This window comes from Arcicella sp. LKC2W (assembly GCF_034931005.1).
Lineage (GTDB): Bacteria > Bacteroidota > Bacteroidia > Cytophagales > Spirosomataceae > Arcicella.
Genome location: NZ_JAYGIN010000030.1, coordinates 33,984 through 58,234, shown reverse-complemented (window position 1 = coordinate 58,234; position 24,251 = coordinate 33,984). Strand labels below are relative to the sequence as shown.

Here is a 24,251-nt window from a genome sequence, read left to right as displayed (position 1 = left end):
TTTGGAAATACATCACAATATAATATGCACTAACTAAATTACTGAGCCATAAATGCCATCTACCAAACTTTTCCAAATGGTATAAAAAAAGGCTTTATTGGGTACACGTTGATAATCAATTTTAGCAATTCTAACGTTTTTTTTACGGAGAGGATTGCTATTTTTTATCACGAAACTATTGGCAATAAAGGACAAAAACTTACGCTTTTTGAAATGCCCGAAGCCGTTTTTTTGCTTATAAATCATTACATCCAATCTTTTATAAAGCATTATTGCCGAGCCTTTTACACCCATTTTATTTCCTTTCAAATTAAAGGAAAAGCTTTCAATAAAACCTGCTTTGATTTCTGCCATCACCAATGATTTTAAGACTTGATTTACAGTATTTGCCTGCATTTTCACGACTTCTCCTCGACAAACAAACGCTTCATTTTTTGAGTTTAAATCAAAATTAAATCTTAAAAACATATCTGCTTTATTCATCAATTTTGCCTTTAAAGAAAATATACAATTTGAGTTTTGTGCTAATGGAAGATTAGGGCATCAAACGAAAAGTTAAAGTTTGAAAGTTAATTTATTGATTTTGAATGAGTTGTAAAAGTGTGAAATGTGAAAATTTTAATTGTGGTTGAAGTTATGTTTAAGATTTCCTGTATTTAAGTGGTTATTTAAGCGGTTTGCTTTAAATTTGGTTGCGATTTTGACAGTATTACAAAAAAGCCCCGTACTCTACGTATTGGGGCTTTTTTGTTGTTAATTAAGTGGTATTTAAGCAGTTATTATATACTGGTTAAATACCACTTAATTTTTTTACATTTGGTAATACCTGTCAAAATTATCTGTCATATTTTTTTACATTTGGCAATATGTCGCCAAATTATGTCGAACATTTAGTATCTTGCTTTTTTTACTATAAAACCACTAATGATATGAAACTTTCAGATAACGGACTATTGGGTGTAACTGAAACGCCGTCGTATTTAGTAAACTTTTTTTATTGGCATAATGACTGGCTGAAGGTATTTGTTAGAATGAATAATCCTGAATACAGAAATGAGTTTGAAGAAGTATTAAATAATACCAGCCGTAATTATTTGCTGTTGTATTGTTTTGAAATTTGTCAGCATAAAAGCAAAGATGAACTGGAAGATATTATAAATACTACCAATAAAGAGTGTCAATCAGTTGACAAAATGGACTTTGAGTATTATCATAAAGGCTTTTTATAGTTCTTTATTATTCCAGCGATTACTGTAATTTCTTCTGACAATTCAAGTCTATCAACTGCATTCTCAAGGGTCTCGATAGAGGCTCTTAAAGTTTCTTTTTGTGTATCTGTAAATGATAAGGTTAATAAAAATAGACTACCCTTAATTAGATTATCTCTGACGATTTCAAAGCCACCATCGGTAGGTCTTTTCGTTATGCTATGGAATGTCTCAGCACTATCGTTGATAGCTGGTTTAATTCCCATCTCATTTAGCTCCTTGAGTAAATACTCGTAACTGAGTCCATTCATCTTTTATCTTTATGTTTAAAAATTATCGCTTTTGAAGCCTTTTAATGATGCAAAGTCTGATACTATTTTTTGATTTTTTGGATTGTCAATATTGAACTTAAAAGTGGCTATGATGTAAAATGTCCCATTGTCATCATTGGATAGCTCAGAAAGTTCGATGTATGTGGATTCAAACTTGTAAAAAACTTCCGTTTCAGCATCAATAGAGCTTCCAAAGCTTGTGATTGATGGTTCTAAATCTTTACACAATATTGTAAAGCCTAAAGCATCGCCGATGTGCTTTTTTGATATTTCAAGTATTTGTTTTTCCATTTTAGTAGGTTAATTATAGTTATTGATTAGTAGTATATGCCATGCTACGTTGTGGAGTTTGCTTGGCTGTTTCGTAAGCCTTTATCTTCTCTTCTAATTCTTGTATCCTTTGCTTTTGTAGTTTTATTACATACTTCTTTTCTTCTAATTCTTCGTTTTCTTGGGTTGATTTTGTCTGTGGTGTAGGCTCAGGTATGATAGTGGCAGATTGATTTGTAGATAATTCTTGACCTTTCAATAGCCAATTTGGGTCTAAATCATCAAAATGATTTAGCATATTTTCTAATTTGTCGACTCCAATATGAATTTCTTTTGCTAACAACTTATTTATTAGCCCGTTACTAAAACCCAGCTCTCGTACAAAATAGGCTGGTTTTATGGCATTTTTCTCTAAATACTCCCTCAATCTATCTCTGTAATCTTTCATTTATTAGAAAATATTTTAATTATTGCTTTGATTATTAGAATAAATTCTAATATATTTGTATCAGAAACCAGTTACAAAGTAACAATAAAAACCACATACCGCAATGGTAATTCTATTAAGCGGTAGTTTAAACTTAAAAAAGTTGGAAAATGAACAGACAACACGGGGATTTACAGCGAGTCGCAGAGATGACGGGATACAGTCATGTGTATGTGCGAAAAGTGGCGAATGGAGAGCGGAACAACAAGACAATAAGCGATGCTTTGACCGCCATCAGTGTAGCAAGGCAAAGTGTGGCGAGGACAGTTCCAAAGCGAAAGAAAGAGAAAAGTTTATCGTCAGTGAGTGCGATTTAGGTTGTACCGACGAAGATAAAATACACGGAATGTTTGGGTATTTCTGTACCCGATGCGGAGAGTCAGATTTAGGAAGTTTAAACGACCATTAGCCATGCAGATTTATAACGACGAAGCATATCTCGAAATGGAAAGCATCTCGGATGCTTGCCAAATAACCATAAATGTTATTTGGCAAGGGATTAAGCGTAAAGCTCCATCTTGGCAAGGAACTAAACTTCCTGACCAAGACCAACGCCGTACTTGGATACGCTTCTCGACGATGAAAGAGGAGTATAAGAAGGCGGTTTGCGATAAATACTTTGACGGTCTTGACCCGATTACATGGCAGAAAATGCGTGAAATGAAGGGCGATATTCTTGCGTCGTGGGACTTTGATGAAACCTTAGAAGATAGACTTGAAGAGGCTTGTACGAAGACTTATATAAAGTACCTGAAGAAGTATGCTGACATTAAAACCGAACATGGCGAGCTACGAGAGCGACAATTGAAATGTTTGAGCCGAGCGGCGGCGGTTTTGGATGAGGTGGTTGAGTGGTACGTTGAGAAGGGTTTGAAATGGAAGGATTATTCGGGTTATGAAGCTGCTACGGCGTGGATTTCTGAAAATCAAAAAATGTACTTTCCATTGAAATATCTGCCCATGAACCCCGTGAGATTTCGGGAGAAAATATCCCTAATGGTACAGGAAAAGTTAGCAGGTTTTGAGGTGGTAAAGTTGCCAAGAGCTGACAATGACCATAAGACGAAATTTGACGATGTGACGAAGAAAGAAATACTCTCCTTAGTGGTTCGGCAAATGATAAGCGGTAAGGGTTGGAGCAATCAGCAGATTATCAGAATGGTACAAAAACGCTACTCGCTATGGGAAGAAATGATACCGAGCGAAGCAACGATAAGACGGATTATGAACGAACCAAAAACGCAAGCGATTGTGAACTCTGTGAGGTTTGACGATGGCTCGAAAAAGAAGCAGAAATGGCGTACCAGTACACCGCTGGCAAGGGCAATGTTTGCGGCAGATTGCTGGGAAATGGACGGAACGAAGGTACAGTGGGACGGCTTTGAGGTGGATGGTGTAAGACGAAGCTTGTACATAGTTGCTCTGCGTGACGTGTACTCAGGAGCGTACTTAGGTTGGTCTTACGGTTTGGCTGAAAACTCGGATATGTACTGGGAGGCGTTACGGATGGCGGTTGAGGTTACGGGACATTTACCATACGAACTTCGGGTGGATAGATTCTCAAAAACGAAGGAGCTGGAAGGCTTATTTGGTAAGATGGAAACCCTGGGGATGAAGTACACGGAAGGGAAGGTTTCGACATCAAAAGCAATGGCCGAAAGAGGTTTTAAAACGCTTCAAGAAGTGTTTGAAAGTGAGGAAAAAATGTGGATTGGTGAGGGTATTTTGTCAACGGATGAGAACAGCAGACCAACGGCTCAATACTTACAAAAAAGCCGCCAAAGGTTAAAGTCTGAAGGCTGGGATTGGGACAAAGCTTGGACGACTCACAATGCCTTGATGATGCGATACAATTCGGTAAAATTGAGCGAGTATAGCAAGCGATTTAAGAGTCTCGACCAAAGCCCAATGCAACTATATGAGACCTGCGAAAAGCCTAACATTATTACGCTTGAGATTTGGGATAAACCAGCTTTGTTTTGGGCTGTTCAGGAGCGAGAAATTAGAAATTATCAGATTGTTTTTGAGCGACGTGGTGAGGGTTCGATAGTGTTTGATATGAACGATAGTAAGTATCTCGAAATACACACGAATTACCCGAAGGTTACGGTAAGATACGACAAAGAAACCTTAGAGGAGATTATGTTATTCGACCCCAAAACGGACAAACACCTCGCTACGATTCAACGATTCACCAAGATTCAATTGTACGGTAAAGATGCTGAGTTTGGGCGAAATACTGACTACCAAACCAAGAAGAAAGCTTTGCAAGCTGAATTGAAAAAGGCACGAAATGAAGCTTTGGAAGGTGGCGAAAGAGAAGTGTTAAACGAAGGTGATTTGAGGCTCGGAGCGATAATCGCCAAAGATGATAAAGAGCTGGCAGAAGGCCGAGCAATGGAGGAATACAGATTGAAAAATCCGCCGATGTCGAAGGCTATTCTTCACACCAGTAAGATTACGAAAAGTGCGAAAAAACCTCACCCCCCAACCCCCTCTCCAATTGAGAGGGGGAGTGACGAGACAAGTGTAGAAGGAATCTTGGAGGTGTTGAGCGATAAAGATTTGGAACGGAGAGCGGTTAGTTTGTGGTGAGCTAACCGCCTCGCCAAATCATCAAAATAAGTAAATCACAACCTTAAAATAGTATTGAATTATGAAACGAGTAACCGACAAAGATAGGCTGGCAATCAGAGAGCTTATCGACGAAAGCAAAGTACAATTGGGTAGCTATAACAAGGTAGCTGCCAAGTGTGAAGTTAACCCTTCGACTATCTCAAACTCTATTATGAAAACCGAAAACTGGGGGCTGGTTTCGGAAGCGATGTGGGTAAAAATCGGGAAGTCTCTTGGGTATAAATTCACCTCTACCACTTGGACAATCGCCGAGAATACCACAAACGCAAAGTTGATGCTCCACACGCTCAGGGCGGCTCAGGAAAACGGAATGTGCATGGGAATAAGTGAGAAAGCTGGCTCAGGGAAATCGGCAGGAATCAAATACTTTCAGAGCCTTGACCCCGAAGCTGTATTTGTGTTGGAGTGCGATGATTGGAGCAAAAGACAGTTCTTACTTGAGCTTTGCCAGTCGGTCGGAATTGAGACAAAAAAGACCTATCAAGACATCAATACACTATCCAAAAAAGTGGTTGATTTTTTCAGAAGTAAAACGGCCAGTTGCCAGCCAATTTTGATACTTGACGAGGCTGACAAATTGAAAGCTTCAGCGATACGCTTCATTATTACGCTATTCAATAAACTGGAAGATGAGTGCGGCATCGTACTGGCAGGAACTGAGAATCTCGCAAAGGAAATTGAGAACAGACGACGCAAAGCGGTGAAAGGTTACGATGAGATTCACAGCCGATTAGGACGCAAGTTTGTGCAGTTGATGGGTGCGACAAAAGACGATGTGAGATTGATTTGTGAGGCTAATGGTGTGACTGATAGTAAGATTATTGATAACATATTCAGGGAGCTTGAGCCTATCCAAAAACAGAGCGGTGCGAGTTATGTATTGATGGTTGAAGATATGCGAAGATTAAAAAGATTGGTACAACGGGAGAAGGTTTTAAGTGGCATTTAAACACTGGTTAAGATGAAGATAACAATTAAGACTTATAAGCAAGATAATGGTTGTTTTGGGACTACTACAACCATAAGAAGAAAAGGATTTGCGGCGTTGGTATTTGTTGATAAAGCCAACGCCAGCACGGAAACGAAAGCCTTTGAACGCACGATTAATGATGGAATTGTGACACGATTATTACAGTGATATGGAGGAGATACTCGAACAAATAAAACAAGGGAGCAATGGAAATTTTAAAAACAAATAAGTATTACATGTTTGACATTGAAGTCAATAAGCCACTTGATGAGAGACATCTTAAAAAGCTAAAAAAGGCAATCGTAGAAAAAGACCTCGGAGAGCATTTTCCAATAGATGTTATTGTGAAAGATGGAAAATTAATGGTAGTAAATGGTCAGCACAGGTTTAGAGTTAGGAAAGATTTGGGCTTGGTAATATATTATAAAATCACAAACCTGACTTTAGAAGAAATTAGAAGTGCGGAAACTAATACAAAGGACTGGACGAAAAGTGATTATGTGCATTATTATGCAAAGATGGGAGTGTCAAGTTATATTCTATTACAAAGATTAGAAGATATTTTTCAAATGAAATTCGGTGGTTATTCATCAACATTATTCACAATAAGTACCGATAAGTTTAATAAAGGCGAGTTTGTTTTTAATGAAAAAGACTTCGATAGGGTGTCCAAGATTTTAAGGCTTTATCTGGATTTAGTAGAAATATTCCCTTTTAAGCCTGATAAAAAAGTATTGATTGCGGCTCTAAGATATGTCCTTACTGTCGATGGGTTTGATAGAGAATACTTTATCTCTAAGATTAAAATAAATAAAAGTTTATTGAGTCCTGCAATATTATCAGACCAGTATTTAGAGCAATTTGAGAAAATATACAATTACAGGAATCAAGGAAAGAAACTTCTTCTCAGGAAAATAAAATGAAGAAAGTCCCAATATGGTATCAATCGGCCGAGTCAGACTGGGCGTTGATAATTAGCATGGAAACCGACCGAACTATTAAGGAAGTAGAGTACGACGGAATGGGATTTCCAATCACACAGTCGGCGGATTCAATAGCGATGAAAAGTGTAAAAGACTTGATAACTGGCGTAATACTGAAGCCTTCGGGTTCGAGCAAATGGCTCAAGCAGGTTGAGCAAAGTTTTTTGGAATGTTGGAAGTTAAGCCGAGACTACATCGCACAGTCGGAACTAAAAGGCATAACGCCACGAGTATATTTAATTAATGATTTGATACAATAAAACAAGCAAGGAAGCATGGAAAACAGAGTATTTAGAATTAGGCTGAGCGACCAAGAGCCAGCCGCCGAGTTTCGGCTCGGAGTATTTCTTGACAGCGACGGCGAGGCTGAAGCTGCAACGGCAATCGCTGGCGATGAGAGCCTTCTCGCTCGGCAAATAGTCAGAGCGATTGACAAAACCCCAGCCTTATGTGAGGCATTTACAGCGATAATGCTGGAGAATAATTTTAACAATAATTACAACTGATGGAAATTACAGAAAACAACATTGCCAGCCTAACGGACGAACAGTTAGAAGCGGCGTTCAACCTCAGAAAAAAACAAAAAGCCGAACAACAAAAGAAGCAACGAGATGCTTACGAAAACACCCGAAACGACATTGTTAATATGTGTACGATGGCGGCAAAATTGATTGAAGAATCACTTGCTGACTTACACAAACAGACGTTCGGTGACCTTACGACGTTTCGGGAAATGATGAAAGAATACGGCGATTTGCCGAAAAATTCAAAGGGAGGGTTTACGATTGCCAATGATGAGGGAACGATGAAAATCACCCTGAAACAAAGAAATCTCGGCGACTATGACGAGCGAGCTGATTTGGCTGAGGAGCATATCAGAGGATTTTTTGAGCGTACCCTGCAAGCATCAGACCCAAATACATTTGAGATGTTAATGAGCTTGTTGGAACGCAAAAAAGGAAAGCTTGAATACAGCAGAGTTATGCAAGTACTCAGCTTTGAAGACCGCTACGATGACCCCGATTGGAAAACAGCTTGTAAGCTCTTGAAAGAATCTTACAACCATACTGGGACAAAATGGTACATAGAATTTAATGTCAAGGATGGCGATGGCGATACTTGGCGACCGTTAAACTTAAACCTCGCATCACTATAATGGAAGAAATAATCATTAATCCGATGGAATGTAAGCGAAGACAAGGGCATGAAAGGATTGCTTACTTTTCGATTTCTCTTGCTACTACAAAAGTTTCATTGAATAACTGTGCTATTGAAAAGCTCAAGTTAGAAAAAGGTATCTGTCTTTTATTTAGGCAAATTGGGAAAGTCTTTTACATAAACTTTACAAAGGGTGGTCAGGAGTTTATACTCAACAAAGACAGATTTGAGTTTTCAAATACAGGATTTGTTGAGAAGGTAATGGAGATATACAAGCCGTATTTGCCAGCCGACAAAATTTGTACTGGCTTAAAATGGCAGATAGGCCTTGAGTGTGACAAGGACGGATGGTATGAGTTAATCGGTGAGCCGTTAAAACTGTACAAAGATGAGTCTAAGAACACAAGCTCAAAATAGCAGATTTCACCAGCTCTTGTCTCAGCATAAAATTGATGCTGAGACGAAGCTGGAAATCGTTAAGACGGCCTCGGATGGGAGGTGCGAGTCGTCAAGTGATTTGAGCCGTATTGAGATGGCAAAGGCAATTAAAGTACTGGAAGGTCGCTCAGAAGACCAGCTCAAACGGATGCGAGCTAAAGCCCTAAATCTTGCGAGAAGCTTAGGGCTGGTAAGTGGAGAAAAGCCAAACATTGATTTTTCAAAACTTAATACATGGATAGCAAAGTATTACCACGTAGCGTATTTCTATGAAGTGACAGACACAGAAACGCTCTCGAAGGTGATAACTGGATTGGAGAATTGGAGAAACTCATTAAACAAAAAAGCATGAGCCATTCAATCAATTGGGTATTTACAGCAACACAATATTTGTGCTTCGGGAATTTAATTTCAGTTTTAGCACAAAGGCTGGCATCAAAGGAAAACAAAACAACTGAAGAGCATATATACCAGCTACTGTTGTTGAAATTGCAAAAGAATATGTCGGGAAAGATGCTCTATGCTGGTTATTATCCTGATGTAGAATTTAAGCTTAAACTGGACTATATTTCAGCTTTGACTTTTTGGGAGTGTTGCTCTTGGGGACTGCTTAACGACTTGACACAAGATAGCCTTGAGAGTGTAATAACCGCCGAAGTTTGCAGGGATATTCACCAAAAACTACTGACAAAATGAAGATATTAAGACCCCATGCCGCCGAAAGAGCGAAGGCCGTCCAAGACGAGTTTGACAGGATGGTAACAACTGAAGGTCGGAAGTCTCCGTGGGCTATATCGAAACTGGCGAAGAAATATTTTCTTGCACCACGTACAGTTGAGGACATCGTGTATCGAATTGGGGTCTATGGAGACAAAGTAAAAAAGAATAAAGAATTTGAAAACCAGCTCGACTTGTTCGATGCTATAACCAACGAAGAAGACAATGGAAATGAAGGACAGAACAATTGAACACAAAATTTTGGAAACTGTATTTTGGATAGTGGTTTCGCCGATAGTTAGTATTATTTATGTGGCAACAGCAATAATAATTGGATTGATTAAAGCCACAAAAACATTTATTCGATTTGCAAAAGATTATACTGATAACTTAACAATGATATGGAGACGTTCTTAGCGATTATCCTACTTTTTACAGTATTCATTGGAGGTGTTTTACTTGGAAGTTTTCTTCAAAAACGCACACAATAAAATACTTTACGAAGGCATCGGGGAGGCAACCACAACACTACAAAAGGGCTAAATACTTATAGTATTTAGCCCTTTTTTTTGTATTAGTTTTGAGACGAGAAGATACTATTTAAAGGTTCGGTGTTGCACATTAGCACGCCTTTGGGTGTGCTAATTTTTTTTTAAAGCTATGGGTTACGAATTTACAAAAGTTGATATACTGGACGTGATAAGTGGAGATACATTCGACCATACTTATACGATTGAAAATGCTTTTCAGGTTGTGTCAACAATGGAAGTAAAGGCAACGATTAAGGAGTTTTATGACGGCGAGCCTGTATTGTTATTTTCTACTGCTGATGGTACAATCGAATTGAATGGACAGGATGTGCGACTTATTAAGTCGGCTACACAAATGATACTGCCAGCAGGAAAGTATATGTATGATGTAAGTTTTAAGAGTCTTGATAATACAGTTGTGACGCTTTTTGGTGGTAAGTTTTACGTTAAATCTTCGCTAAGATGAAAATAGGAGTTTCACGAAAAAAACACAAAGTTGGCGTTGTAGAGAAAGCGGCAGGGTCGGTAATTGTTAGTAGTGTATTGTCGAGTACCATTGGGTTAAGCTCAAACGATACCAGTCTCGTTGATGTCATAGAAAGAGGTAGAGAGGGGAAAAGTGCGTATCAGGTATGGCTGCAAGATGGTAATGTTGGTACTGTACAAGATTTCTTGTACGCACGTGGTAATTATTCTTTCCCAGCGGAAAATAATCCAGCGGTTTCATTAAGCTTATTTGCAGGAAATAACCGCTGGCGAATTGTAGAAGCATACGACGGGCTTAATTCGGAGCTACTACTTCAAAAGAAAATAAATGGAGTTTGGCAGAATGCTCAAACCTTAGACTATATATCAATATGATTATCAGAATCATTTTTCTCTTACTTGTTGGGCTGTCTTGTTATGGGCAGGGGTCGTTTGATGCGATTGTACTTAATCCTAAAACACAAGCACAACGCTTGGCGATTGTAAACCCGAAAATTGGCTTGTCAATCTTTCAAAATGATGGTATTGTTGGTATTTACACTTATACGTCTAATGGCTGGATATACATACAGAAAGGTGATAAGGGCGATACGGGAGCGACTGGCTCACAGGGTATTCAAGGTTTGAAAGGGGATACTGGAGCAACTGGCTCACAGGGTATTCAAGGTTTGAAAGGCGATACGGGAGCGACTGGCTCACAGGGTATTCAAGGTTTGAAAGGGGATACTGGAGCAACTGGCTCACAGGGTATTCAAGGTTTTAAAGGGGATGCAGGAGCGACTGGAGCAACTGGCTCACAGGGTATTCAAGGTTTTAAAGGGGATGTAGGAGCGACTGGAGCGACTGGCTCACAGGGTATTCAAGGTTTGAAAGGCGATACGGGAGCGACTGGCTCACAGGGTATTCAAGGTTTGAAAGGGGATACTGGAGCAACTGGCTCACAGGGTATTCAAGGTTTGAAAGGCGATACGGGAGCGACTGGCTCACAGGGTATTCAAGGTTTGAAAGGCGATACGGGAGCGACTGGCTCACAGGGTGTTCAAGGTTTGAAAGGCGATACAGGAGCGACTGGCTCACAGGGTATTCAAGGTTTGAAAGGTGATGCTGGGGAGTTTCTACACGTCAAGTTTGTCAAAAATTTCACGAATTCGGATAGTGTTGTTGTGGCACAATCTGAGCATAATGTAATTGACCCATTAAATATTAGAGTACAAAACTCGACAGGTTCAACAATGATAGTTCAATACAAAATCAACAATTCAACGAAAAAAGTATCTGTCTATTTTTTCAAAAAGAGGTCGGGTACACTTACTATATACTAATATGAAATATTTGTTTTTGCTTTTTTTGCCGCTTTTTTACATTGGCAGCACAACCAAAAAATCGGCTATTGTTGCCACAACAGACAGTACAATTAGAAATGGAAATTGGAGCAATCCTTCTGTATGGAGTAGTAATGAAGTGCCAAATGGCGGATTGAAAAACGTTATTATTTCTCGCAATACTACAATTATGATTGATACTACTGTGTCTGTCAATACGGTACTTGTGCGACAAGGGGCGGTTGTAATGTGGGGAATTAACAAGGGATTGAATGGGGTGTATCTGGATTATAGAGCCGACAGTGTAAGTAATAGTAGCTTATATATGTTTGGCTATAATTGTCAGAATACGTATCCACCGCCGAGTTACACGCTGAAAACATCCTGTACAAAAGTCATTAAAGAAGAGGTGCAAATTACGGATAGGGTTGTCAAGAATGGATATTGGTCTTCAATTCAGACATTCAATACTAATGCTATACCAAACTCTACGAGCAGAAATGTATATGTGTCTGGTTTCGCACGGCTCAAAATAGATACTTCGGTTGTTGTTAATCGGTTGTTAAGCTATGAAGCGTACATCAGTTGGACAAAAGGAGCGAGTTTAAATGGGATAAATTTTCAAAACTATAACGTGTACTGATAATGATTATTCAAACTATTGTAAATCTTTTTCTTTTGTTTTTTCCAATCGACTGCACAACTGTTGCGGATGGAAATTATAATAATCCTGCTATTTGGAGTTGTGGCTTCGTTCCAGACTCTACGAAAAACATAAAGATTGCACACGTCGTAAATATTACACAAAATCAATCGTGTAAAAATTATGAGATGTCAGCAAATGGTAGATTAAACTTTACAGGCAATTACATTTTTAAAATAAAGGGAGGCAACTAATGAAAAAGCTAATTTTTACCGTACTATTCGGGATTTCGTTTTTGATTGGGTTTGGTCAGGATGCAACAATAGACCTTAGCTCTACCAATACGGAAGAGTTGACAGAGTTAAGAAAGCAAGTGTATGGTAAGTATGCCACTGGGAAGCAAGCAGGTAAGGCAATGTCAAAAAATGACGAGCAACTCATTAATAAAATTAATGATGCAATTGCAAAGAATCCACGAGTAAATCAAACGTTTGCATTTTCAAAAGTACCACAAGAGTACAATTACGAAGCCTTATTGATGAGTTGGAATAGGCTGAGTCAATTCTTTGAGTTACGTGTTGAATATCAAAAATTCAAGAAGCAACTCAAAGTGCTATATCAAAATGACTCAACGATTTTGAATCGACTGCAACAGGAAACACGAGTAGGAAAGGAACGTTTTAGGGGGATTGTAACAGAAAAAGATTAGCCATGAAATACGTTGAAATCAAGAAAATTAAAACGCAAAACATTGTCATTATAATGATTGTGGCATCGCTGATTGTGTTGCTGTTTACGCTGTTATTTCACCCAATACCTGCTACAAATATTCAAGTTATCAATAATGTAATTTTTTATTTGGGTGGACTTGTTTCGGGTATTACCATATTTCTATTTGGTGGACGCAAAACAGACGAAGAGAAGAAAGAGCCTATTTGAGAGTATTACTTAACCACTAATTTATGAATAGATTAATTTTATGTTTTTTGCTCCTGAGTAATAGTATTCGAGGTGCTGATTTTGAAAAGTTTTTCCCGACGCTTATTCGATTAGAAGGGATTTTATTTACGGTGACACAGTACGACAAAGGCGGTGCAACAAAGTTTGGAGTTACCCTAAGTCGATACAAACAGTATTGTGCTTATAAGAAAATTGAGGTTTTGATTTGCGATAAAAATAAGGACGGAAAAGTTGATGAGCGAGACTTACAGGTTACGGTTTTGAGGGATGTTAAACCCATTTACCACGAAGACTACTGGGATGCCGTCAAAGCTTCTGAATTCCGACGCCAAAGCATTGCGGAACTTTATGTTGACCTCATCGTTAATTCAGGATTTGGAAAGGATTTTCAGCACGTGAAAGCTTTGCAACGAATAGTACGGGTTGAACCCGATGGCAAAATTGGCAAGCAGACAATTGCGGCCATTAATAAATCTCCCCCAATACAGCTCTATAATAAGCTGTATAATTACCGCTTAGATTATTACAACAAGATAGCCGTCGGAACGCAAAAGAAGTTTCTGAAAGGTTGGAAAAATAGATTGGTTAAACTAAAAACAAAACATCAAAATGAAAAATTTGCTTAGAATTTCATTATTGCTTTGCTCGGTTATTATCGTTATCAGTTGTGATACACAACCAGCGGCAAAGCAAGCTCCAGTTGTTGAGTCAATTACTGCTCAGCAGTATTACGCTCCGTCGGGTATCGTATTGGACACGGCTTCGGTTGTTGCCATTAATAACTTGTCGAAACAAGTTACTAAAATTGATAAAGAGCAGCTCGGTATGTGCGATACCTGCGTTGCGAGCTTTCAATCTGCCATCATCGAAAACCGTCTCTTAGCTGAGCGGCTGGCTCGTGAGTCTGAAAAACTAAGAGGTAAACTACAACAGGTCAACGAAGCGACCATGAAAGCTAATCAGTTGGTTGATAAGGTTGAGGAGCAAACGGTGGAGCTACAAAAGGTTGTTAAGGCGAAGGCTCGCCTTATAAACGAAAATGAAACGCAGCTCGCAAAGCTCAAGGAGCAAAGCATTCCGCCATTGTTAGTTAAAAAATAATTTAGAATTTGGTTTTAATGTAAACCCGAAAAGCTTTGTTTTTCGGGTTTTTTGTTTATTTTTGTACGTACAAAAATAGCAAGAATGGAAGAAAAAGAAGAAAAGCGTGGACGAAAGAAAAAAGCTGAAGGAGCTAAAACCGTGCGAGTGGAGCTTCGTTTGACAGTTGAACAAAAAGAGCTTTTAGATTTTGTAGTAAATAGAAGTGTTTTTGGTGAAACACAAACCAGTATATTGTTAGAAGGATTATTCAACTACTGTAAATATCGCCACTGGTTTACGCTTGAGATGCACCAGAAATATGAGCCGATTTTAAACTTTAAAGGAAAGAGACGAAAATGAGAAAACTTACAATTGAAGATATTCGGGGAATGGCTAACAGAATGGATAAGCCACGACTTACTTTGCGTGAAAGTGAAAATCTTATTATAAGAGATTTGTTAGGACAGTTGGCTGCCATAGGTGCTAAAAGTTTAATGCCAATAGATAAACTTTTAGAATATGATGAGATTGTTATCTCAGTTCCTCAGGCATATTCTGATAAAATCAAATCTATTTGTTCTCATATAGCAACTCGGATAGTTATAAGCACTAATGCTCATAGCGATGAGTGGGTTATATTTGGTCATAACAAGACAATATTCAAGGGAGAGTGGGCGATGGAAATGGAATCGGAAGTACAAACTCAACGTTTTATGTCTTTTGGTCGAAATGCAGGAAAGACTGCTTTTGTAGATGCGAATAAAAAAGACATTGAAGATGGTAAAATCCAAATTTTATAACCATATAAAAAGAGCCTCCAAATGGAGGCTCTTTTTAGTTCTTACCAATTGTATAACCTACTCCTGCCGCTATTATTGCCAGTCCGTACTTGTCAACAAAACCCCAAAACTTCGATTTATTAATATCTTTTTTAATGCCTGTGGTTAGGATTTCAGTCTTATTGGCATTTACTCTAATAATATCCGTCGTCATTTCAGCGGTGCTTAAACGCTGTTTAAGTGCTGCGTTTTCTTTTGTTAATTGGCGGTTAGAGCTGTCAGCGTTGGCGAGTATTTTGGTTTTGGTTTCTTCGCAAGCTTTCAGGTCGGCTTGTAGGTTGTTAATCGTCTTGAGAACCTGAGCCGTTGGGAATTGTTTTAGGAACTCAAGCACGTCGGCTTGTGGTGGTACGACCTGAGCCGTTGGGGTCTCAATACAGAATATTGTAAGGAGCAAAGTAAAAAGGAGCTTTTTCATAATGCTTTTTGTAACTGTTTAAGTTGATTGAGATAGTACAACGTTGAGTCTATTTGACTCTTCGTTGTTCGTTTTTCGGCGATATATGTACGCTCAAGAGCGGCGTTGGCATCGGAGTATTTTGTGATAATTTGCATTGAAACGTTAAGCTGGAGCTGAGCTTGTTGTAGTTCGTACTTTAGGCTTTCAGCTTGCTTTTGGGTTTCTTTTGCGAGCAGGGTTGCTTGTGTGGCTTTCTCCTGAGCATCGTTAAGGAAAACCGTTGACTCGGACGGTTTGAAAAATACAGCATAAGCCACAATGCCGACCAGCATTAATATACTGGAGTGTGTTTTTAGATAATCAAGGATTTCTTTCATTGTCAATATTTATGGTTAGTTTAAGGCGTTTCAATACTTCTTGTTTGTACTTTGAAGGATTTGGTTCGTAGTCAAAGCCTGTAATGTATTGGTGTTCTATTACGAATAGCGTAGCCTTCGGGTAGGCAATTGTTTTAATTCGGTTCATGCCTCCCATTGCGATGATTGCGACGTTTACTTCTTCAGCGATTTCAAGAGCGTCTAAGTCTTGCTCAAGGTCGTGTTCAATGAATTGCTCGTCAGGAAGACGCACGGCAATTTTTACGGCAAAAACACACTCGCCACGTTGTGTGTTCTTCAGTACGCTTTTCCAGTCAATACCGTCCAGAAAGTCAATTAAAACTGTGCTGGAAGACATCGGCGTTGAGAACTTTGAAGGGTTTTCTAATTGTCCTCTGTCTAAATCTATATAATGTAAGCCTTCAACTTCCTGAAGAGCGGCTCTAATTTCACGGAATGCCTGTATAATCATTTTTTTGTGATGCGTTTTAAGTCTTTTATGATTTTGTCTTTAATCTGCTGTTCCAGTTGTTTACTCTTTCCGATAAATTGGCGTTGAGGTATGGTAATTTTACTCTCCTTAAATGTAAAGCCTTGTCCTGAAGTTGTACCGCCGCTAAACTTGCCTTTTTTCTTTCCGCTTGTATGTCGCTCTCGTTTGAATGTTTCAGAACGTGCAGGGAGTGTAATCGTGCCTCCTTCATTATGTATTTTTGCATAAACTGCATCAGTACCTATTTGTATCAACTGTCCAGTTTTTTGATAGCGAATTGATTTTTTCAAGTATCCAGTATCAGAAAGAATAGGTCGAGTTTGGTTTCGAGAATCACCTTTGATATTCCGTCTCTTTACCTCCTTCCATGGTTCAAGTTGTGAATCAGTATATCCTTCGTCTTCAAAACTTTTTTGAGCATGACTTACAGCATACTTTCCAATTACATCGGGAGCGTCGTTTTTTATGTAATTGGTAACAACTTTGTGGTGTTTTCGTAAGGCTTCAGCTAAATTCATTTTGGATTTTTAAAATTAATTTATACATTTGTATTGAACAGCGATTTGCGTCAACGTTCCCCATAGCTCAAACACCTGTTTGAGCTATTTTTATTTTAGCTTTTCCAATATGCTTTCGTTAGTCTTCAGCTCCGAACGGTCAAACTCAAAAAGCTCATTATTATCTTTATAGTGTACAATTACTTTTTTGATGTTTGTTTTTCTGTCTTGGTTTCCAAGCGAGTTTCTTAGTGAATCAGCGAGATAACCATAGTCGAAATTTTCACGTTTTACTGAAAACACCACATATTCACAGCCTTGATTATTTGCGTCTCTTGCTCGGCTATTAATTGCGTTCTTTGTCGTTGGGGCTTTCAGGTCGGCTTTCTTGCCATTAATAAGTAGGTCGGGGTCTGACTGTCCATCGACAAACCTTCTTGGTTCAATTTTTACTTTATAGCCATTTTTTGCCAGTATAAAGCCGTTTTTCACATTTAGATTGAATTCGTCTTCAGGAACTCCAGCATGAATAAATAATGCTCCGCCATTGTCCTTATTTTCGTAAGCATTGGCGTAAAAATCAAGTTTAGGATAAACTTCTGTTCTTAGTTTTTTATTTATTGTTTCATCAGGAATATGCTCAGTTTTGTTTGCGTAAGTGGTCTGTTTGATATTGAATAGCTCTCCTGTTTTACCAGCGTTGTTATTTAAAGACGGTTCAACAGGGTCTATTAGGTCAATGTCATTTGGGATGTCCGTTTCTTCTTCGTCAGTATTATCAATACTGCATTTACAACCCCATCGAATTGGAGGAGTATGTTCATTCCAAAATGGGTCATCCATTGCTCGTATAATCCCAACGTATGCTAAATGTCCTTTGTCAGGTTTTGCTGAGGTAGTTTTACGATAGATAATATTAGGAAAAAGGTGTTTTGTCTTTTCAAAATCTTTCCATTGGCGTGCTGATTGAGCAACACTTAGAGCAGTATCTTGTTCAGTTTTTAACCATGTTTGATTATAATTACCAACGACCCCTTTTGCCAACTGCTTAAATTCTCTCCAGCTTCGCTTTGTCCCTTTTGCTGGGTCGGCGGTGAGAGCTGTCAATTGGATAACTTGCAAAGCTGTCTTTCGAGCGGCAAAATACTTTGCTGAATTTTGTAGCTGTCTTACAAACTCATAGTCGGGCATTCCGTACTGTACGTGTCCGTAACCCTTTTCGATTGACTCGAATAGAGCTTTGTAGGTTATGCCAAAGAGCTTTGCGTTCAGCACAGTTTCGCTACCTTCCCATATTTCCTTTAGGGCATCAAATATGATATTCTTAACCTCAAAAAGTGGCTCACCTTCTGCTAACTTCCACCATTTTTTTGCAATAATCTCAGGGCTTCCGTAGGCGGCATGGATGGCAGCCCCGATGTCATCGTTGAGAAACGAGTCGTCGGGGCTTATGCGAAAAAACTCTTTTCAATCCAATCTACGAAACCCTTTGCTCCTTTTTCAGCCGCTTTTATAACTTTTTTAGGGTTGTTTTTAGTTGGCGTTTTTGCTGGCGTTTCTTCTTCCGTGTCGGTCGTTTCTTTTGGGTCGTTCGGCTCAGGTTGATTTGGGTCAAACTGTACATCGTACTTTTCCTCAAAATATTTGAGCGGTAATTTTGCCACTTTTTCATGTAGCATAATATCTCGTTCAAGTTGCTCTTTGGGTGAAAGTTCTTCGTCTTCATCTCGTGCGTGGAAACGTCCTTTTTCGGGAACGTCAAAGCCTTGCTTTCTCAATAAAGCAACAACCTTCTCGTTCAGAATTGCTTCTACTCTTCGACGGTCATTCGCATTGATAGCGTCTTCAGTCTCGGCGTGTACTTCAGCTTGCGACTTGCTACTTCCGTTTTCCGTCGTCATTGTTTGACCCAAAATCGCCTTCGTGATTTCGGAATTGAGCGTATCAAAGAAAACTTTGTACGTGTCATTTCCCGACTTCCCAGCTACGGACTCTTGTTTCATGTCAGAGCCAATTGGAAGGACTGCCCAACTATTCGCTCCTGTTTGGGCGGCTTGCTTAGAAACTTCCTCGTAATTGCCAGGAACGAGAGGGTCGTATAGGTAGATACGTGAGGGCATACCAAACAGTTCGTTGAATGTTGCCCAATCTTGCAAATTGCCTCGCTTATACAATACATAAGGAGCTATCTTGAAAAGTAGCCCTAAATCCCAACTTTTGCCAGCCAAAAAGGTCGTTCGGTCGTAAGGCGGCTTTGTAAAATCAACGCCGCTCGAAGTATTATAAGGGTCGGGCAGAACGGCGTTAAGTTCGGGAACGACGTGCTGGCGACTTACGAGCGATGTAGTTTGCTGGCGAAAATCAACCTCAATTAATGAGCTTCCCCAAATGGGAGCTTCTTGTATGTATTGAAGTAGCTCATAAAAGAAAAGCTTGTCGCAAAACTGATTGATTGGCTCGTAAGGTTTACCATCCACAGTGAACGAATAGCTGATATTTGTAATTTGGAGAATACGTTGCTCAATAATCATGGCGGCGTGTCCATCCAGTAGGATGTTTTCAAAAAGGTCAATTCTCGGCTTATGTATTGGCTGGTAGATTGATTGTGAGGCATTGCGAGCCATTAACCAATCATCGAGGGTTTTGGCGGTTTGGTCACGAGGAATAACCTTTATGGGGAACTTCGTTTGTTCTGTAACTTGTTTTGGTGACTCTGCCATTTTGATTTCTTTGATTTTAAGCGTTTATTCTTTGCTTGATATAACTATATACTTAAAATTAGTTTGCGTTGAATGTCCGCTTATTTAAGCGGTACTTAATCGGGTGTTAATTATAGGTTAAAAGGACGGATTGGCACGGCGTGGGTTGCTTCCCATTTTGATGTCTCCTTTTGGGGTGTTGGTCTCGTCGATGACTAATGCAGGTAAGCCAGCGATGTTCGCTTTCTTGCCTACTACATCTTGTAGAAACTCGATTGCGTCGTCATAGCGTTTTACTCGGTGGTCGGGTATTGCTTCCTGTGACGAGTACAGGTTGTAGATAGCAATATCTAATCCGTAGGTAATGAGCAGAGCATTGCGGTCTGCTCCTGTTTTCTGAAATTCCGCTTGAATGTCGTACCGAGCGGATAAACGGGATTCGATAAGACTAAGAGCAAAATTGATTTGATGGTTAATGTATTGCTCTGAATACTTCGCAATTGCGTTTTTGATTTCGGGATATATAGACTTGTCAAAGTCTCTGATTTCAATGTATGCCATAATAATTAACAGTTACGAAATTGCTTTCTACGTGTGCCTCCTAACACTGGAGGGGTTTTGTTTTGCTTGTAATTCTCACGGAGTTTGAAAATAGCTCCTTCTAAGGCATCGGGAGCGTCATCGTGTGCGGTTGGGAATCCTAAAAGTTGGTCTTTGAAATTTTGGTAGTCCTTTTTCTTTTGGATGTCGGCATTGATGACAATTAAGCCTCGTTCAAAGTACACTGCTAAACCTTCAATGCGTCCCTTCTTTTCGGGTTTGTTTCGCTTGTCTTCGTGAATTGGAAGCATATATTTTCGAGTTTCGGACTCGGTAACATAGTCTTCCATTAGCATATCTTGGATAAAGTTTGCTTCAATCCAATGCTTAAATATTTTCACGGCCTTTTCTTCCAATGTTTCGTGGAAATCGTAATGAGCGACTACCATTGCGTTTCGTGTTGCTTGCCTCACCCAGCAGTCTATTAGATACCACTTATTTTTGATTCTCCCGACCATCATAATCGCTTTAAAGTCGTTCTTTTTGGAGTCCTTAAAGCTGGGGTCATTGTAAGTAACAATGTTATCAAAAGTGTTTAAAGGCGGAAGTTTTTCGTAGAGTAGCCAATCATTTTTAAAGACTCGACCGAGCTCAATGAAGCGATGGAACAACTCACGCTGAGCCATTCTGTAACCCATTTGAAGGATTACACGGTCGATGTCGTCACGGGTGTAACGTTCTCGCCATGCTGGTACACCAGTTTCGCTTTGGTCTTCTTTGTGCGTTTTTTGGTTTTCGAGTGCAAAAACTTTGAGGTGGTAAATCGCAGGATTAACTGGGTCGTCGTCTGTTAAATCTCCAACTACATGAGCCAAAATGGAAGACTTGTGGATACGGTTTCCGACCATTAAAATACGGCGTTGCTTAATCGCCATCGCTCCAATTAAAGCACCAGTGAGCCAGTCGTAAGACTTTGCCACAAGGTCTGGGTTTTTTACCTCTTCGTCATCGTCGAGGTCGTCGATGACCAAGAAGTTAGGACGCTTTTCTCCTTCCCTTGCTCCACGTGGACTTTCACGACGGCCGAAAGCCCAAAAGCCAGTTCCGTCTTTCGTTACAAAATGTTGCTCTGACCAGTTTCCAAAATTATACTGTACGCCAAAGTCGTTAATGTACCGCTGATTCGACTCCAGTTGAGCTTGTATGTCAGCCAGTAAGCCTTTTGCTTTGGCGGCCGACTGTGAGGCAATTATCATACCTGAAACCTCACCTTTTGCTTTTAGGTATAGCGGTAAGAAAATATCTGAAAATACAGACTTTGCGTGTTCACGTGGCCATTCTAATACGGCAAAAATATTCTTATCAGCAAGGATGTCTTTGGCTGCTTTCTTGTGAAACCAGCCAAATTTTGCTCCTCCAGTTGACGGGTCGAAAAATGGAGGAAAATAGTAAGCACAGAACTTCTCGAAATTGCCGAGAAGTTCTTCGATACGCTTCTTTTTTGCCACGTCGCTCTCGTTTGTCGGGACTGGCGTTGAGCGTTTTATGTTTTTTTTCGACTCCTCATATCGGAGTAAAATATCCTTTTCAGTCATATTATTTTGCTCTTAGAGCCGAAATAAAGCCGTCAATAAATGGTATTAATTCTTTGGCGAGGTGGTTGTCCTGAGTGTTCACGTACTCCATAAATTCAGTAAGCAATTTCACGGACTCAGAGAATGATAGTTCTTTCGCTTTGATGCCAGCAAGTAGTTTTGACAATCCGTCAATTTGTCCTTTATCAAGGTGTTTGAGCTTGCCTTCATTTTTTTGGTTTTCAATTTCTTGCTCAAATACCTGAAGGGAATGGTCGATGAGCTTGTAGATTCTCATCTTCATATTTTTCTCAACTCGTAGCGTGTCCATTCTGACAGAATCCCAGTCGTCTTCTTCAGCCCATGCCGAAATGGTTTGCACAGATACGCCGCAAAACTTTGCTATTTTTTGTTTCGAGAAGCTTTGCTCAACAAATAGGCTCATTGCATTCTCTCGTTTTTCCTTCTGAGTCATCAATCCAGTTTTTAGTGGTTATTGGGTTGAAATTAGGCAGGTTTTTTTATGGCACGAAGTGCCATAATGTAGGGTTGTGGCTGGTTGCACGAACCCTACATTAGAAGGCTTGCAAGGGCTGAAAAAATGAAAGAATTTAGCATCATCAAACTGCAAACAACAATTTAAGGACGTGGCTAAGAAGAAGACTTTTATACTCAGTACAGAAAAACCGATGAAGGTTGGCGAGGTGTATGTTATCGTGAAGACGGACGGTATTGACCTGAGTTATTTTTCTGAAAACCCTGTAATGCTTGCCGACCACGACTGGAGTACGCAAGGCATTATTGGAGCGTGGATGAATTTGAGAAAAGAAGATGGTAAGTTAGTTGCTGAGCCACGATTTGCCACAAAAAAGCCTTATGCTATTGAGTTGAAAGATTTGGTTGAAGAGGAATTGTTGAATGTAGCAAGTATTGGCGTTGAGCCATTAGAATGCCACGTAGAAGAAATCAACGGACAAAATTATCTTATCTGTGATAAGTCATTAGCTCTCGAAGCAAGCCTTTGTGGTGTGCCAAAAAATCGTGGTTGTATTGCCTTCTATGACAAAGACCGTCAATTATTAGAGAATTGGACATTTTCAGATTTTATCCAAAATAACGACAAACCCCCCAAAACGAACAATATGGACTTAAAAAAGGTCGCCCAAATGCTGGGCTTATCTGAAAACGCTACCGAGATGGAGGTAACGTTGAAACTTAGTGAAAATGCTCAAGCTGGTACGCAATTACAGGCGTTATTGTTGAGTCAGAAAAACGCACAAAAAACTGAAATCACTGCTTTGGTTGACAAGGTGATTGCTGAGAATCGCTTAGATGCAACGTTGAAAGGACAATACTTGACGTTAGCAGAAGCAGATTTCAATTTGGCGAAAGCTACCCTTGAAAGCTTGCCTTCTCCAACAAAGTTAAGTGATATGACTCGTCAAACACCAAGCCAAGTTGTGCAGCCAGCTGGTACTGAAGCGTGGACGTTCTCAGACCATTTCAAAAAAGGAACGCTTAATTCTTTAAGCAAAGACCAGTACAATGATTTGTACAAAAAAGAGTTTGGAGTGCTTCCTGAACAAGACGTTTCTCCGTCTGCCAAATAGCCTTTACGCAGTCAGTTAAGTAGTTACATTTTAATCACTAAATATATGTTATTAAGAACTTTATGGATGCGAACTATTGTGGAGCAGTTGTTCGCAAACAATGCCTTTTTGCTTAAATCACTCGACTGGAATGAGTATGTTCAATCAGGACTTAAAACGGTTGTAATTCCTCAAGCAGGAACACCCGCAGATTTTGAAGTTAATCGTAGTGTATTTCCTGCAACCATTACCGCTCGTCAGGACGGTGATATTCAGTTTGACATGAATGATTACACGGTAAATCCTCGCTTGGTGAAAAACATTGAGCAGAAGCAACTGTCTTATGATAAAATGGCTTCGGAGGTTCGCTTAATGTTAGGTAACGTTAAGCAAGGCGTGGCTTTGGATGTTTTATATAGTTGGAGACCTGAATTGGCTGGACAAATTATTGAAACAACTGGAGCGACAAAAGCGACGACGTTGGTTGGCTCAACTGGAAACAGAAAGGCTATTTGTTACGCAGATGTGGTAGCGGGAGCAACATTATTGGATAATCAAGATGTTGACGGTGAAGGTCGTCAGATGTTATTGCCAGCGAACTTGTATAATCAGTTAATGCTTGACCCTGATGTTAAGCAAAATTTTAATACAAAGTTAGCTGATTTGTCAACTGGCGTATTAGGTCACCTTTGCGGTTTTGAGATTATGAAACGCAGCTCTGTTTTGAAGATTTCAGATAGCGGAGTGACGAGGACTCGTACTGCTGCAACCGCTGCAGCCGATTCACAATCTTGTCTGTTTTGGCATCCCGACTGGGTAGGTCGTTCGGTAGGAAATGAGGATGTAATTATGGATGCAGCTCCACGTGCCGAATACTACGGGAGAATCATGTCGGCTCAACTTCAAGCTGGAGGCTCAAAAGTTTCTGCCACTGGTGTGGGTGTTGGTGCAATTCGCCCAGCAAACGTTTAGTTTTTTATCAAGATAACAACCCCCAAACGGGCTAACGAAAGGCAACA

General features: G+C 39.6%; 39 protein-coding genes. 26 read left to right on the top strand and 13 right to left on the bottom strand.

Annotated features, from left to right (window positions below):
- Positions 1-33: 33 nt before the first annotated feature.
- On the bottom strand, positions 34-483 hold the full coding sequence (locus VB796_RS21200) for a hypothetical protein (RefSeq protein ID WP_323348591.1): 450 nt from the start codon (positions 481-483) through the stop codon (positions 34-36).
- 446 nt (positions 484-929) lie between these two features.
- Here VB796_RS21200 and VB796_RS21195 point away from each other — a divergent pair, with 446 nt between their 5' ends.
- Positions 930-1,229, top strand: a complete 300-nt coding sequence (locus tag VB796_RS21195) for a hypothetical protein (RefSeq protein WP_323348590.1) — start codon at positions 930-932, stop codon at positions 1,227-1,229.
- Here the strand turns inward: VB796_RS21195 and VB796_RS21190 are convergent.
- From VB796_RS21190 to VB796_RS21180, 3 genes are read right to left on the bottom strand one after another with little or no spacing between them, the layout of a single operon-like run.
- On the bottom strand, positions 1,211-1,519 hold the full coding sequence (locus VB796_RS21190) for a hypothetical protein (RefSeq protein ID WP_323348589.1): 309 nt from the start codon (positions 1,517-1,519) through the stop codon (positions 1,211-1,213). The genes VB796_RS21195 and VB796_RS21190 overlap by 19 nt on opposite strands.
- A gap of 15 nt (positions 1,520-1,534) precedes the next feature.
- Positions 1,535-1,831 carry a hypothetical protein gene (locus tag VB796_RS21185; protein WP_323348588.1) on the bottom strand — a complete coding sequence of 99 codons (297 nt, stop codon included), beginning with the start codon at positions 1,829-1,831 and terminating at the stop codon, positions 1,535-1,537.
- Positions 1,832-1,850: 19 nt separating this feature from the next.
- Positions 1,851-2,258 (bottom strand): hypothetical protein, encoded by a 408-nt coding sequence (locus VB796_RS21180; RefSeq protein WP_323348587.1) that lies wholly within the window; start codon positions 2,256-2,258, stop codon positions 1,851-1,853.
- Between the two features lie 103 nt (positions 2,259-2,361).
- Here VB796_RS21180 and VB796_RS21175 point away from each other — a divergent pair, with 103 nt between their 5' ends.
- The 23 genes from VB796_RS21175 (at position 2,362) to VB796_RS21065 (ending at position 15,024) form a co-directional block, all read left to right on the top strand.
- Entirely contained in the window at positions 2,362-2,706 is a 345-nt protein-coding gene (locus tag VB796_RS21175; protein ID WP_323348586.1) for a hypothetical protein, read from the top strand.
- A 2-nt stretch (positions 2,707-2,708) separates the two neighbouring features.
- Positions 2,709-4,892, top strand: coding sequence for a hypothetical protein (locus tag VB796_RS21170; RefSeq protein ID WP_323348585.1), 2,184 nt, complete (start codon positions 2,709-2,711; stop codon positions 4,890-4,892).
- Positions 4,893-4,953: 61 nt separating this feature from the next.
- Positions 4,954-5,883 carry an ATP-binding protein gene (locus tag VB796_RS21165; RefSeq protein WP_323348584.1) on the top strand — a complete coding sequence of 310 codons (930 nt, stop codon included), beginning with the start codon at positions 4,954-4,956 and terminating at the stop codon, positions 5,881-5,883.
- Positions 5,884-5,895: 12 nt separating this feature from the next.
- The gene (locus VB796_RS21160) at positions 5,896-6,072 is read left to right on the top strand and encodes a hypothetical protein (RefSeq protein WP_323348583.1); all 177 of its coding nucleotides are present in this window, start codon (positions 5,896-5,898) and stop codon (positions 6,070-6,072) included.
- Between the two features lie 38 nt (positions 6,073-6,110).
- Positions 6,111-6,827 carry a ParB/Srx family N-terminal domain-containing protein gene (locus VB796_RS21155; RefSeq protein WP_323348582.1) on the top strand — a complete coding sequence of 239 codons (717 nt, stop codon included), beginning with the start codon at positions 6,111-6,113 and terminating at the stop codon, positions 6,825-6,827.
- Positions 6,824-7,147, top strand: coding sequence for a hypothetical protein (locus tag VB796_RS21150; protein ID WP_323348581.1), 324 nt, complete (start codon positions 6,824-6,826; stop codon positions 7,145-7,147). The genes VB796_RS21155 and VB796_RS21150 overlap by 4 nt, the downstream gene beginning before the upstream one ends.
- A 15-nt stretch (positions 7,148-7,162) precedes the next feature.
- A complete protein-coding gene (locus VB796_RS21145) occupies positions 7,163-7,393 on the top strand; it encodes a hypothetical protein (protein ID WP_323348580.1) in 231 nt (76 codons plus the stop codon).
- Positions 7,393-8,043 (top strand): DUF3164 family protein, encoded by a 651-nt coding sequence (locus VB796_RS21140; RefSeq protein ID WP_323348579.1) that lies wholly within the window; start codon positions 7,393-7,395, stop codon positions 8,041-8,043. The genes VB796_RS21145 and VB796_RS21140 overlap by 1 nt, the downstream gene beginning before the upstream one ends.
- Positions 8,043-8,462 (top strand): hypothetical protein, encoded by a 420-nt coding sequence (locus tag VB796_RS21135; RefSeq protein ID WP_323348578.1) that lies wholly within the window; start codon positions 8,043-8,045, stop codon positions 8,460-8,462. Before VB796_RS21140 ends, VB796_RS21135 begins: the two co-directional genes overlap by 1 nt.
- A gap of 169 nt (positions 8,463-8,631) precedes the next feature.
- A complete protein-coding gene (locus tag VB796_RS21130; RefSeq protein ID WP_323348577.1) occupies positions 8,632-8,835 on the top strand; it encodes a hypothetical protein in 204 nt (67 codons plus the stop codon).
- Positions 8,832-9,179, top strand: a complete 348-nt coding sequence (locus VB796_RS21125) for a hypothetical protein (protein ID WP_323348576.1) — start codon at positions 8,832-8,834, stop codon at positions 9,177-9,179. The genes VB796_RS21130 and VB796_RS21125 overlap by 4 nt, the downstream gene beginning before the upstream one ends.
- On the top strand, positions 9,176-9,451 hold the full coding sequence (locus VB796_RS21120) for a hypothetical protein (RefSeq protein ID WP_323348575.1): 276 nt from the start codon (positions 9,176-9,178) through the stop codon (positions 9,449-9,451). Before VB796_RS21125 ends, VB796_RS21120 begins: the two co-directional genes overlap by 4 nt.
- A gap of 409 nt (positions 9,452-9,860) precedes the next feature.
- Complete coding sequence (locus tag VB796_RS21115) at positions 9,861-10,196, top strand: hypothetical protein (protein WP_323348574.1); 336 nt, start codon at positions 9,861-9,863, stop codon at positions 10,194-10,196.
- A complete protein-coding gene (locus tag VB796_RS21110; protein WP_323348573.1) occupies positions 10,193-10,591 on the top strand; it encodes a hypothetical protein in 399 nt (132 codons plus the stop codon). Before VB796_RS21115 ends, VB796_RS21110 begins: the two co-directional genes overlap by 4 nt.
- The gene (locus VB796_RS21105; protein ID WP_323348572.1) at positions 10,588-11,538 is read left to right on the top strand and encodes a collagen-like protein; all 951 of its coding nucleotides are present in this window, start codon (positions 10,588-10,590) and stop codon (positions 11,536-11,538) included. The genes VB796_RS21110 and VB796_RS21105 overlap by 4 nt, the downstream gene beginning before the upstream one ends.
- A 1-nt stretch (position 11,539) precedes the next feature.
- Entirely contained in the window at positions 11,540-12,181 is a 642-nt protein-coding gene (locus VB796_RS21100; RefSeq protein ID WP_323348571.1) for a hypothetical protein, read from the top strand.
- Between the two features lie 2 nt (positions 12,182-12,183).
- A complete protein-coding gene (locus tag VB796_RS21095) occupies positions 12,184-12,435 on the top strand; it encodes a hypothetical protein (protein WP_323348570.1) in 252 nt (83 codons plus the stop codon).
- On the top strand, positions 12,435-12,890 hold the full coding sequence (locus VB796_RS21090; RefSeq protein ID WP_323348569.1) for a hypothetical protein: 456 nt from the start codon (positions 12,435-12,437) through the stop codon (positions 12,888-12,890). Before VB796_RS21095 ends, VB796_RS21090 begins: the two co-directional genes overlap by 1 nt.
- Before the next feature lie 2 nt (positions 12,891-12,892).
- Positions 12,893-13,120 (top strand): hypothetical protein, encoded by a 228-nt coding sequence (locus VB796_RS21085; protein ID WP_323348568.1) that lies wholly within the window; start codon positions 12,893-12,895, stop codon positions 13,118-13,120.
- A 23-nt stretch (positions 13,121-13,143) separates the two neighbouring features.
- Entirely contained in the window at positions 13,144-13,767 is a 624-nt protein-coding gene (locus VB796_RS21080; protein WP_323348567.1) for a glycosyl hydrolase 108 family protein, read from the top strand.
- The gene (locus VB796_RS21075) at positions 13,751-14,242 is read left to right on the top strand and encodes a hypothetical protein (protein ID WP_323348566.1); all 492 of its coding nucleotides are present in this window, start codon (positions 13,751-13,753) and stop codon (positions 14,240-14,242) included. The genes VB796_RS21080 and VB796_RS21075 overlap by 17 nt, the downstream gene beginning before the upstream one ends.
- An 84-nt stretch (positions 14,243-14,326) precedes the next feature.
- Positions 14,327-14,584 carry a hypothetical protein gene (locus VB796_RS21070; protein ID WP_323348565.1) on the top strand — a complete coding sequence of 86 codons (258 nt, stop codon included), beginning with the start codon at positions 14,327-14,329 and terminating at the stop codon, positions 14,582-14,584.
- On the top strand, positions 14,581-15,024 hold the full coding sequence (locus VB796_RS21065) for a hypothetical protein (protein ID WP_323348564.1): 444 nt from the start codon (positions 14,581-14,583) through the stop codon (positions 15,022-15,024). Before VB796_RS21070 ends, VB796_RS21065 begins: the two co-directional genes overlap by 4 nt.
- A gap of 34 nt (positions 15,025-15,058) precedes the next feature.
- Here VB796_RS21065 and VB796_RS21060 read toward each other — a convergent pair whose 3' ends face one another.
- From VB796_RS21060 to VB796_RS21020, 9 genes are all read right to left on the bottom strand, one after another.
- Positions 15,059-15,481, bottom strand: coding sequence for a hypothetical protein (locus tag VB796_RS21060; protein WP_323348563.1), 423 nt, complete (start codon positions 15,479-15,481; stop codon positions 15,059-15,061).
- Positions 15,478-15,840 carry a hypothetical protein gene (locus tag VB796_RS21055; RefSeq protein WP_323348562.1) on the bottom strand — a complete coding sequence of 121 codons (363 nt, stop codon included), beginning with the start codon at positions 15,838-15,840 and terminating at the stop codon, positions 15,478-15,480. Before VB796_RS21055 ends, VB796_RS21060 begins: the two co-directional genes overlap by 4 nt.
- Complete coding sequence (locus VB796_RS21050; RefSeq protein WP_323348561.1) at positions 15,824-16,312, bottom strand: hypothetical protein; 489 nt, start codon at positions 16,310-16,312, stop codon at positions 15,824-15,826. The genes VB796_RS21055 and VB796_RS21050 overlap by 17 nt, the downstream gene beginning before the upstream one ends.
- A complete protein-coding gene (locus VB796_RS21045; RefSeq protein ID WP_323348560.1) occupies positions 16,309-16,851 on the bottom strand; it encodes a phage virion morphogenesis protein in 543 nt (180 codons plus the stop codon). The genes VB796_RS21050 and VB796_RS21045 overlap by 4 nt, the downstream gene beginning before the upstream one ends.
- A 90-nt stretch (positions 16,852-16,941) precedes the next feature.
- A complete protein-coding gene (locus tag VB796_RS21040) occupies positions 16,942-18,105 on the bottom strand; it encodes a hypothetical protein (RefSeq protein ID WP_323348559.1) in 1,164 nt (387 codons plus the stop codon).
- Between the two features lie 173 nt (positions 18,106-18,278).
- The gene (locus VB796_RS21035) at positions 18,279-19,550 is read right to left on the bottom strand and encodes a phage portal protein family protein (protein WP_323348558.1); all 1,272 of its coding nucleotides are present in this window, start codon (positions 19,548-19,550) and stop codon (positions 18,279-18,281) included.
- A gap of 117 nt (positions 19,551-19,667) precedes the next feature.
- Positions 19,668-20,090, bottom strand: coding sequence for a phage protein Gp36 family protein (locus tag VB796_RS21030; RefSeq protein ID WP_323348557.1), 423 nt, complete (start codon positions 20,088-20,090; stop codon positions 19,668-19,670).
- Positions 20,091-20,095: 5 nt separating this feature from the next.
- Positions 20,096-21,664, bottom strand: a complete 1,569-nt coding sequence (locus VB796_RS21025; RefSeq protein ID WP_323348556.1) for a hypothetical protein — start codon at positions 21,662-21,664, stop codon at positions 20,096-20,098.
- Between the two features lies 1 nt (position 21,665).
- Entirely contained in the window at positions 21,666-22,118 is a 453-nt protein-coding gene (locus VB796_RS21020) for a DUF1804 family protein (protein ID WP_323348555.1), read from the bottom strand.
- A gap of 172 nt (positions 22,119-22,290) precedes the next feature.
- Here VB796_RS21020 and VB796_RS21015 point away from each other — a divergent pair, with 172 nt between their 5' ends.
- Both VB796_RS21015 and VB796_RS21010 read left to right on the top strand, forming a co-directional pair.
- On the top strand, positions 22,291-23,253 hold the full coding sequence (locus tag VB796_RS21015; protein ID WP_323348554.1) for a hypothetical protein: 963 nt from the start codon (positions 22,291-22,293) through the stop codon (positions 23,251-23,253).
- Positions 23,254-23,298: 45 nt separating this feature from the next.
- Positions 23,299-24,204, top strand: a complete 906-nt coding sequence (locus VB796_RS21010; RefSeq protein WP_323348553.1) for a phage capsid protein — start codon at positions 23,299-23,301, stop codon at positions 24,202-24,204.
- Positions 24,205-24,251 lie beyond the last annotated feature (47 nt).